Genomic DNA, 10,905 nt, shown 5'->3' on the forward strand with positions numbered 1-10,905 from the left:
ACCGGCCGGGCCGCCTCGCTCAGTCCTTCACCTTGATGAAGCCCTTGATGAAACCTATGACGAACGCCCCGGCCCGTCCCGGTTCGTTGATCATGTCCCCGTACTTCGGAATGAACCCGACGCCCTTGCCCGGGTAATTGGCGTACCAATCTTGATACTTGAGCCCGGTATCCACTCCAGATTTCACCCGGCGGTGCTGGATCGCGCCACGCTGGACGAAGCCCTGGTTATGCGGCCGGGTCGCGGGCGGCGACTGCCGTTGCCTCACCGGTGCGCGCTGCGCCTTCGACGGCGACTGTCGCTGGGCCGCCCGATGGCTGGTCGGACGGTTGGCTGGCCGTTGCCGCCGGGTGGTCCTGCTCGGGGACTTGCTCGCGCGCCTGCTCCGCTGCTTGGCCGCGATCTGCCTGCGCTTGGCCGCGATCTGCTGCCTGCGTTTCGCCATCGCGGCCCTGCGCCTCGCCGCCGCCTCCGCCGCCCGCTTCCTCATGTCGGCGGCTTTCTTCCTGGCCAGCGCGGCCTTTCTCCTGGCCTCGGCCTTCATTCTTCGTGCTCTGGCCGCGGCCTCCGCTTTCTTCTTGGCCAGTGCCGCCTTGCGCTTGGCCGCTTCGGCGGCCGCGCGCCTCTTGGCCGCTGCCGCGAGCGCGCGCTTCCTGGCCAGCCAGGCCGCGTACCGCGCGGCCGCGGCCGCGGCCGCCCTTCTGGCGGCGAGCATGGCCGCGATCCGTATCGCCACCGCCGCGGCCGCGAACCAGAACAACTGGCCGTCGGGGTCGCTCATGGTGACCGGGCTGTTGTTGGCGTAGGCGTAGGCGTTGAGCTGCTGCGGTTCCTCCGGGTCGATGATCGGGTCCACGGAGAGGAAGCGGCCGTTCCTGGGGTCGTACTCGCGCGCGCCGAGGTGGACGAGGCCGATGGTCTCGTCCTGGGTGCCGCCGACGAAACCGCGCTGCCCCGGCCACCAGGAGGGCGGTGATCCGCGGTCCTCGCCGAACGGCGTCATCCTCCTGACCGCGAGTTCGCCGGTGCTCGCTTTCACGGCCGCCTGGGCGGTGCCCTGGTGGTCGCCGGCCAGGAAGTACACCTGGTTGTCCGGCGTGCGCACCGCGATGGGCTGGCCGCCGATGGTGTAGTAGCGGGTCTGCTCGACGGCGTCCTTCGCGTAGTCGAAACGCAGCTCCATGTCGTCGATGTAGAGGGTGGCGTCGGTCGGGGTCTTGCGCAGCAGGCGGTCACCGTCCGCGTCGTACACGAACGAGGTGACCTTGCCCGCCTCGGTCACCGACTCCAGGTTGCCCTCGGCGTCCCAGAGCAGGGTCTGGTCGGCGTTCCCGACTTTGCGCCTGGTGGTGTTGCCGGCCGCGTCGTAGGCGAACAGGTCCTGCCCGACGGACTGCAGCGCGTGCGGCCGGGGGCTGCCCGCCGCCGGGTAGGTGGAGGTGAGCACGGTGTCGGGCGCGCCGCCCCAGCCGTGCCTGGTCTCCTTGATCCGGTTGCCGGTGACGTCGTAGGCGTAGCTGAACGCGTACGGGGCCACGCCGCCGATCGTGGCGGCCTGCGGGCCGCCGGTGGCGCAGCCGTCCGTGGCCGTCCACGCCGAGGTCAGGCGGCGCAGGTGGTCGTGCCTGAAGCACTGGGTGTCCTGCCCGCCGGCCCGTTCCTCGATCTTGGTGATGTTGCCGGCCGGGTCGTAGCTGTAGCGGAGGTCGAGGTCGGTGGCGGGGGCGCCGGCCCGGTCCAGCCGGATGCCGGTCGTCCTGCGGGTGCCCTCGTCGTGGGTGTAGGTCAGCCAGGTCTTCCCGGCCCCCTCGCCCAGCTCGTACTGCAGGGTGTCGCCCATCTTCGAGTAGCGGGCCGCGCTCACGTACGGCGACAGGCCGGCGACCCTGGTCGGCTGGGCGAGCTCGTCGTAGGTGTAGACGACCGACTCTTCCGCCAGCCCGCCGGCGGCGGGGAAGCTGACGGACTGGACCTCGTCGTCGAGCGTGTAGCGGGTGTTGAGCACGTACGAGCCGGCCAGCTTGCCCTCCCGCGCGGGGATGGTGACGGTCTGGCGTAACGTGCGGTAGTCCGCGTCGATCGCGTTGACCTCGGCCTTGTACGCCTGCCCGCCCACATAGCGGATGGCGGCGTTCAGCTCGCCCTTGGCCAGCGCGTCGTACTTCCACTCGGCCAGCAGCGTGCCGGTCGCCGAGCCCTCGCGCAGCTGCGTCTTGCGGCCCAGCGCGTCGTAGCCGTGCCACAGGGTCCTGCCGCGGGCGTCGGTGGTGGTCACCACCTCGTCGGCGTCGTTGTACGTCGTGGTGGTGACGCCCTTGTCCGGGTCCTCCGTCCTGATCTCCCTGCCGCGCAGGTCGTAGTGGTGACGCCACACGTTGCCTGCCGCGTCGGTCACCGTGGACAGCCGGTCGGCGGAGTCGTAGGTGTACTTGGTGGACTCGTACGCGCCCGTCGGGGTCGCGCCCTTGTACTCCCGCAGCTCGACGAGCCGGTCCTCGGCGTCCCCGATCCGGGTGGTCGCGGTGCCGCCCGGCGGCGGCGTCAGGTGGAGGCGGTCGCCCTCCATCTGGGCGCTCACCCGGAACTTCTCCACGCCCTTCGCCTTGAGGATCTGGGTGTCGAGCTCGCCTGCGCCGTCGTACAGTGACACGACCTGGTTGGGCACGTCGGCGTCGGCCACCGCGATCAGGTTCGTGGACGGCGTGCCGACGGCGAAGTAGCCGGTGTTGGCCTTGTGCTCCTCGCCCTGTGAGTTGTAGAGGGTGTCGGTGATCGTCCGGCCGTCACGCAGCGCGGGGTCGCTCGCCTGGTCGTCGCGGGGCGCGGGCTCCTGGGTCTGGCGCTCGCGCAGCAGGCCGTCGTACAGCTCGTGACTGGTGGTGTAGCCGCCGTCGGCGCGCAGTGTCTTGGTGGTCACGACACTGGGGCCGTCGTTGCGGGTCAGGTAGGTGTACTCGGTGCTCGGCGACTGCCCCGCCGCCTTGCTGCGGTCGGGCTGCCACACCTTGGTCAGCCGGCCCAGCGGGTCGTACTCCAGGTCGACGCGGCGGTTGTTGGCGTCGACCTCGGCGACCGGCTCGCCCCAGGCCGGTTCCAGCTGAGTGCGTTCGGTGTGGCCGAGCGCGTTGGTCTCGGTGGTCTCCGTCACGGGGGCGCCCGAGGCGGGGCTGTAGGCGGTGACGGACCGGGTGCCGACCGGATCGGTCTCGCTGGTCTCCCGGCCGTAGGCGTCGTAGGTGTGCGCGCTGCCGGTGATCGTCCGGCCGTCTGCGGAGACGAGCTCCTGAACGGAGGTCACGTCGCCCTTGGTGGGCGGCTGGCCGTTCGCCTTCCCGTCGTACTGGATCCGCTCGTCCGAGAGCACCTCGCCGGCGGCCAGGGTCGCGACCGGAGTGTCGCAGCCGGCCGAGACCGTCTCGATCCGGCTCGTGTAGTCGAGCATCCAGGAGGTGTCGTTCCTGGCGTAGCTGTACCGGACGCACTCGTCGTCGTCGGCGGCGGCCAGGTCGCCCTTCTCGTGCACCCGCAGGAGCAGGCCCGTCTCGTCGTACGAGCGAGCCTCGCCGGTGCGCCGCCACCGGCCGCCCTGGAGCGCGGTGCGGGTGACCATGGAGGCGGGCTGGATCATGTGCGCGGCCGTGGTGACGCCGTCCCGGGTGGACTCCGCGGTCTTGAGCGACCACGGCTCCTCCAGGGTCGCGGTCAGGATCGCGCCGCCGTCGCCGTCGAAGAGGATCTCCTCGCGCTCGAAGCCGGCCAGCTGGTCCAGGTCGTCCAGCTTGCCGCCTTCGGAGTCCTCGACCTGCTCGCTGCGCCGGGAGCCGTCCGACCGCTTGTCGCCGTGCAGGCCGCGGAAGTACCGGTACTCCTTGAGCGTCCGCTCCGTGTCCTGCCCGTCGCCCTCCCGCACGCGTACGCGGCCGTACCCCCGCCAGTCGGACCAGGTCCGGTGCGCGGGCTTGACCAGGATGTTCTCGGCGTAGCGCCAGCCTGCGCCGTCCAGGTACTCGTAGCCGGTGACCACGTCGGGCGAGCCCGCGACCCGGTCGACCTCGACCGTCTGGGTGACCAGGTACTTGTGGAACCAGTCGGTGACCTCGGACTCGTCCGGGGGCGCCCAGCGCTGCGGGAAGCAGCGTCTGGCGTTCCGGTCCGCGACCGGCGTGTCACCGGGGGCGCAGTCGGCGGGCGAGTAGTTGATGCGCAGCTCGCCGCCGGACTCGTTGCCGATCGCCTGCACCCGCCACTTGATCAGCGGCGGACGCCCTTCGAGCGCGTCCACCCGGTTGGGCAGCTGCTTGCCCGTGAACGTGATCGGAGGCAGCGTGAGCAGGCCGCCCACGTGGCCGGACTGCTGGATCGAGGCCAGCCACAGCGCGGGGCTCATGCCGTCCCCGGAGGCGGGGAAGGAGTGCGTCAGCTTCCACGAGTCCACCGGCTGGTACTGGCCGGAGGCGTTGCGGATCTGGGTGGTGACCTTCGCCAGCCGCTTGCGGGAGAAGAACGTCGGCGCCAGCCGGTCGGTGCACTTCACGCCGGCGTCGCAGATCTGGTCGAACGGCACGTCCGGCCAGTGCTTCGCGGTGTCCTTCTTCAGCTCGCCGGGGGCGCACGTGACGGTGCCGGAGGGGATGCAGCGCTCGGCGTTCTCGAACACCACGCGGGCGGCCGGAGCCCTGGTGAACAGCTCGTCCTTCAGGTATCCGTAGTCGATGCGGGCGAGCGGGGCGGCGCGCACGTACCGGGTGCCGAGCTCCGGCTTCATGCTGCGGCCGTAGTGGTTCGTCTCGTGCTGGTACCAGTACGTGGTGGCGTTGCCGTGGGTGTCGGCCACGTAGTCGAGGTTCCACCGGTAGGCCTGGTGGCACCAGGCGTTGGCCGGGGTGCCCGAATGGCACGGCTCACCGCTGTTGTTGCCGAACACCGGCACGGTCTGCACCGAGTTCGTCTCGGGGTTGCCGGTGGTCTCGGCCCAGCGGGGGAGGCGGTTCAGGCCGAAGGTGTACTGGGTGCCGTCGGGGCTCGTCATCCGCCAGTACTCGCCGTTGTTGTCACCGTTGGTGGCGCCGACGAGCGCTTCGATCCTGGTCCCGTCGTCGCGCTTGGGCCGCCACTGCCCGCTCACGGCGTCCTTGACGAGCTCCATGGCCGTGCCGTCGAGGGACATGGTGGCGTTGTCCTGGTCCCAGCACAGGTCACCGGTCTTCTTGCCGTCGAGCATGCAGGCCTTGTAGCGGCGTTCGATGTAGCCGCCCGGGTTCAGCTCGAAACCCTCACCGGCCCAGGACGCCTGGTTGTTGGTGGAGGCGGTGCGGCCGTCCACGCTCTGCGAGGAGTAGGCCAGCGCCAGCTCCGGCTCGTCGCCGCCCAGGGCGGGCGGGGTGCGCAGCTCGTACCCCCAGGTGAAGTCGCCGGACTGGGCGCCCACGCTCCACGTGGCCGTGGGTGACAGGGAGGTGGCGGCGTGGTCGCCGGACGGTCCGGAGGGGGCCGCGGTGAGCGCGTACAGTCCGTCCGTCCCGACCTCGGCGGTGACCGTGCCCTTGGCCGCGTCGTTCTCGCTCTTCACCGGCAGCGACGGGGCGCAGCCGGTGGCGGCGGCGTCGAGCGCGCACTCCTCCAGCTTCACCACGCGCAGGCGGGAGCCGTAGTCGCCGCCGTACGCGTGCCGGAAGCCTGAGTAGTCGATCTCCAGGCGGGTCGTGGCCGCCGTCTTGACACCCGCTCCGGGCTTGAGCCGCAGGGCCATGCCGGGCAGGTCGGTGTCCAGCAGTTCGACGCTCACCGGGGCCTGGGCGGCGGCGGTCTTCGCGGTTCCGGGCGCCAGCCTGACGGGGAAGTCCTCCACCTGGACGGCGGCGGAACCGCCCAGCACGGCGCTGCGCGTGCGGGGCCAGCGGACCTCCGGGGGCTTCTGCCACGCCTGCTCGGCGGCGGGGTCAGCCATGGGCGGTCTGACAGGGACATCAGTGCCCTTGACCGGCGCTTCCCGCTGCACGGCCGGGTCCTGGCGGGGAGCCGCCTGGGCCGGCGTGGCCTGCACCAGCTGCACCACGAGCAAGATCGTGAGGGCGGGGGCCAGCTTGCGGGGCCAGCGGGCTTCGGGCTTGTTCTCTCCCTCGAAGCGGTTCCATGAGCTGTCGGGGATGTCGGGCTGCCGAGGGGCCTGCTGGAGGCCGTTCCATCGGGATTCGGGTAACGCTAACTCGCCTGGAACATCCATGAGCGTCTCTCCAGTGGGGGGTTCTGGATGGTGTCCTACTGCGCGGCCAGTTGGGCGATCTGCTCGACGCTGAGCACCCCGTCGTAGAGGCGGATGTCGTCGATCGTCCCCGGCCAGTAACCGGTGAAGGCTCCGGCGGTCTTGGTACGGCCCAGTTGCAGCGGCCTTGAGGCGTTCCATTGGCTGAGATGGTCGGTGTGAGTGGTCGACAGGCGGCCGTCGACGTAGACGCGGAGCTGGCCGACGAGCGGGTCGTACACGCCCGCGACGTGCGTCCACACCATCGGCACCGGCACGGCGTCGGAGCGGGCGCGCACGAGGGCGGCGGTGTCGGTGTCCGCGCCGGCCATGCCGAGCGTCCACCGGGCCCGCTCCCCGTCGTAGCCGAGCTGGAAACCGGCGGCCCGGTCGCCCGGCTGGGCGACGAGCGCGGCGTCCCCGGCGGGGAGGTAGTCCAGCTGCGTCCAGCCGGCGACGGTGAACCCCGTCCTGGTGTTCACGGCGGGGCCGGCCGTCTGGGCGTGGCCGGTGACGCCGTCGAGGGCGAGCCCGCCGCCGAGCCAGCCGCCGGTCCACGACGCGCCGCCAGTCAGCGTGGCAGGTGTCGACCGGCCTGAGGAATCGGCCGCGGACAGGCCCGTGGTCTCGTCCATCTTCCAGTGGCCGACGAGCGTGGTGGCGCTGTGGATCAGGTCGGCGACCTCTCCGGCGAAGACGGCCCGGCCGTAGACACGGACCTCGTCGACGTCGCCGGGCCAGAACTCCGCGGCGCCGCCTGCCTGGCCGCGGCCGATGGTGAGACTGCCCGTGGCGGCCCACGACCGCGCCGCGACGGTCGATTCCAGCCTGCCGTTGACGTAGAGGGAGACCCGCCCGGCCGCGGCGTCGTACACGCCGGTCAGGTGGGTCCACTCGCCGAGCCTCGGCGGTGCCGCGGAGAGCGCGCGCACGGCCGGGGCGCCGGCGGAGTCCGAGCCGGCGACGGCCAGCGCCCAGCGGTCGTCGGGCTTCGAGTACTGCAGAGCGAACGCTCCCGTGCCCGTGCCTTCCTGGGTGAGCGCGGTGGCCGTGGCGCCGGTGCCGGTCAGACGGACCCAGGCGGCGACGGCGAAGTTGCGGCTGGTGTCCACGACCGGCCCCTGGGTCTGCGCGTACGAGCTCGCGAGGCGCAGGGCGGCGCCGTTCCTGCCGGAGGTCCAGGTGGCCCCGTGCAGCGTCACGGGATGGGAGCCCGCGGCGTCGGCGGCGAGGGTGCCCTGGCCTTCGTCCAGTTTCCAGTGGGCCGCCGGAGCGGCGCCGGGGTTGACGTTGAAGATGTAGGCGCGGATCGGGCCGAGCCCGCCGGCGTAATCCTTGCTGCGCACCGAGAGGATGTTGGGGCCGTCGTGGCGCGGGGTGAGCCGGATCGTGGCGGTGCCGTTCTGCCCGGCGGCGACCTCCGCGCCGGGCGTGGTGTCGAGCCCGTAGAGGTAGCCGGCGACGTCGGCGACGCCGTTGGGCGCGAAGGTGAACGTGCCCGCCAGGCCGACACCGTCGCTCCAGGCGTTCTCCCCGTACTCGGCCGAGGTCACCACGGGCTCCCTGGCCGGTGCCGAGGAATCCACCCTGATCTCGCACCAGGGGCTCCACGCGCTGCCGACGATGCCGTCCTCCGCGAGCACGCGCCAGCGGACCACCGAACCGTCGGTGTACGCGCCCTGCGGCACGAGCGCGGAGAACGCGTTGCCCGTCGAGCCCACGGGCGTGACGTACTCGCCCAGTTTGGTGACCCCGTCGGCCGCGTACCACTCGAACCGGCCCCGGACGGAGTTGTCGGCGTCCCTCAGCTTGGCCCAGAGTCTCGGCGTGGCGGTGCTGCTGACGGGCCGCGCGTCACCGGAGACGCAGGCGCCGCCCGGGTCCGACCACACGTCGGCGATCCCGGGCGTGGCGGGCAGCGAGTTGTACTCGATGACCAGGACCGGGTTGTTCCTGAACTTCTTCCAGGCGTACACGTCGGACTCGCTGGTGGCCCGCAGACCGATGGTGGCGTAGGTCCAGCCTTCGGACGCGGCCCGGACGACCCACGGCGTGGCGTTGAACTCGACCCCGCCGGGCTTGCAGGCCGTGCCCCAGCCCTTGGCCACGTTCACCGTGGCCAGTTTGGTGGACCAGTACGGCTGTTTGCTCCAGGTGGTGCTCTTGCTGATCGCGCCGGTCCCCCAGGCTTCGACCTTGCGGGCCTGGCAGGAGTACGACCACGTCTCGTACGTGCGCAGGGTCGCGTTGATGATCTGCTTGCCGTGGACTGTCGGACCGACGGTGAACTGGAAGAACGAGCGGTTGGTCTGCGAAGTGCTGATCTTTCCCACTCGGGCGATGTCGCTGGCGTTGAGGTAGTTGCTGCCGGCATGGTTCTTCCAGACCGCCGTCCACGAGCCACGCGCGGCCGAGAAGTAGGGGTCCAGGTAGACGGGGAACGTCGTCTCGGGGCCGGTCAGCAATTTCTTGTCCGGCTTGAGGAGCAGTTTCCCGCCGGCGAGCTCGACGCCCATGGTGGCCTCGCGAGCGTCCGGGGAGCGTCCCTCCCTGAGCGCCCGCGGGCTGGTGACGCCCTCCGAGTCCCACATCTTGGGGGTGGGCGCGATGAAGATCGTGCCGCCGTTGCGGTCGACGGCCTCCAGGTTGCCGGCCTCGTCCGTCTTCAGCGACAGGCTCTCGGCCGACAACGGGTAGGCGAGCTCGGTCAGTTCTGCCGCGGCGGCCCGCGACTTGACCACCAGGATGTGGGAAAAACCGTCCACGTCGGCGGTGACCTGGAGGTCCACGCCCGGCATGACCTCGGAGTAGGTGGCGGTGTCGCCGTTCAGCACCGGCTTGGGCAGGGCGCCGTGCCAGCCGAGCTCCATCGACTTGCCGCCCCGGGCCAGGCGGGCGAGAGCGGCGGTGCCGCCGCCGGAGAACGTCATGTCGACTGCCGTGGCGACCGGTTCGACCGTCCCATCGGGGCGCGTGCGGAGCGTGGTGTCGACGGGCACCCAGCCGTCCCCCTCACGCACGCGCACCGGGCGGACGTGCTGCTCCAGCAGGAAGGTCCCGCCGGGCTGGGCGAAGACCCGGGCGGTCTCGCTGCGCAGCGACTCGACCTCGACCCGCTCCCCGGTGCGCTGGGCGCGCGCCAGCGCGGCGGGCTCCGGCTCGACCGCCGACCCGCGGTCGACGGCCTGTACACGGCCGGCCCCCGCATCTTCCGGCGGGGGGACTACCAGGATCGCGGTGATCAACGCCGTCGTGATCAGGCCATGCACTGCACGCATAGGTTCCTCGCCCGTCGGTGAGCAGTAGTTGTCGCCCGGTAAACGATTACCTGACGTAGCCCCGATCTCGTGTGTCGATCGGATTGTCATCCCCTGCCAGGGGGCGCGTCCATAGTCTCGCCACTCTCTATTTAAAATATTTTCATGGATCATTCTCGTCCGAAAATATCCTTCAAGGCGTCCGGAAAATTATCAAGGCACGTGGCAACCGGTTGCAGAGACAGCTGGAATATGGCGGACAAAGGCGAGCGCCCTCGCAGCAACCGCTTGCATGAGCATCGATGAAAGTTTCATCGTCCGCACGCTTCCCACCGCCTTCCCCCAGGACGGCTGACCAGCCAAGACGGTAGGCGGACCAGGCGGCTCGCCCGGCTGGGCCTTCCCGGCCTCGGCCGCCTGTGCTTCACTGCGAAGCACTGACGGGAAAGCGCTTACCCACCACCATCCGCTCGCCGTGCTCCCCCTACCGAACTTGGAGTTCTCCGTGCGCGAAAAAAGAAGATTGGCGCTATCGCTGGCCGCCGCTCTCGTGACGAGCAGCGGGCTGGTGGCCGTGATGGCGGGCGCCGCCTCGGCGGCCCCGTCCAACGGCTCCTACACGCTGGTCAACGCGGGCAGCGGGCTGTGCGCCGCCGTGCCGGGCGCGAGCACCGGCGACCGCGTGCAGCTCACCCAGGCCACCTGCACCGGCGCCGCCGGACAGGTCTTCACCCTCAGCGGCGGCCAGCTCAAGGCGGCGCACAGCGGCAGGTGCCTCGGCGTCAAGGACGCCTCCACCAGCGCGGGCAAGGCCGTCCAGCAGGAGACGTGCACCTCCGCCGCCTCCCAGAGCTGGCAGTTCACCACCTCGGGCAGCAACTACCGGATCGTCAACGCCAACAGCGCCAAGTGCCTCAACGTCAAGGACAACTCCACCTCCTCCGGCGCCGCGCTCCAGCAGAACAGCTGCGACTCGGTCGCCACCAAGCAGTGGACGCTGCGGCCCGCGAACGGGGGCGGCAACCCTGACCCTGACCCGACGCCGACCATCACCCCCACCAGCGGCGGCGGCGACGGCAGCGGCGCCTGGCCGTCCGACACCGGCAGCGTGCACCAGACCACCACCCGCAACGCCGGCACGTTCTTCGACGGCGGCATGAAGCGCTACTACGGCATCGGCGACGGCGGCCAGAGCGAGAGCCAGGACCCCATGTTCGTGGTGGCCAACGGCGGCACCATCCAGAACGTCATCATCGACGCGCCGGCCGGTGACGGCATCCACTGCGAAGGCTCCTGCACGATCAGGAACGTGTGGTGGAACGACGTCGGCGAGGACGCCGCCACCTTCCGCAGCTCCAGCAGCTCGGCTGCCTACCTGGTGGACGGCGGCGGCGCCAAGTCCGCCTC

3 protein-coding genes are annotated in these 10,905 nt (G+C 70.9%); 1 reads left to right on the plus strand and 2 read right to left on the minus strand.

All coding sequences use genetic code 11. From position 1 onward, the window contains the following. Positions 1–19: 19 nt before the first annotated feature. Complete coding sequence (locus KME79_RS23285) at positions 20–6,223, minus strand: RHS repeat-associated core domain-containing protein (RefSeq protein WP_219546290.1); 6,204 nt, start codon at positions 6,221–6,223, stop codon at positions 20–22. Between the two features lie 35 nt (positions 6,224–6,258). Beyond that, positions 6,259–9,519 carry a LamG-like jellyroll fold domain-containing protein gene (locus KME79_RS23290; protein WP_219546291.1) on the minus strand — a complete coding sequence of 1,087 codons (3,261 nt, stop codon included), beginning with the start codon at positions 9,517–9,519 and terminating at the stop codon, positions 6,259–6,261. Positions 9,520–10,003: 484 nt separating this feature from the next. Here KME79_RS23290 and KME79_RS23295 point away from each other — a divergent pair. Further along, a partial coding sequence (locus KME79_RS23295; RefSeq protein WP_308249017.1) for an RICIN domain-containing protein occupies positions 10,004–10,905 on the plus strand: 902 nt, incomplete at its 3' end.

Origin of the sequence: Nonomuraea harbinensis (genome assembly GCF_019396385.1) — a bacterium.
Classification (GTDB): domain Bacteria; phylum Actinomycetota; class Actinomycetes; order Streptosporangiales; family Streptosporangiaceae; genus Nonomuraea; species Nonomuraea ferruginea.

Excerpts from the sequence above, each read along its gene's own strand:
- KME79_RS23285 (WP_219546290.1), bottom strand. The coding sequence starts at position 6,223 with ATGGATGTTCCAGGCGAGTTAGCGTTACCCGAATCCCGATGGAACGGC.
- KME79_RS23290 (WP_219546291.1), bottom strand. The coding sequence starts at position 9,519 with ATGCGTGCAGTGCATGGCCTGATCACGACGGCGTTGATCACCGCGATC.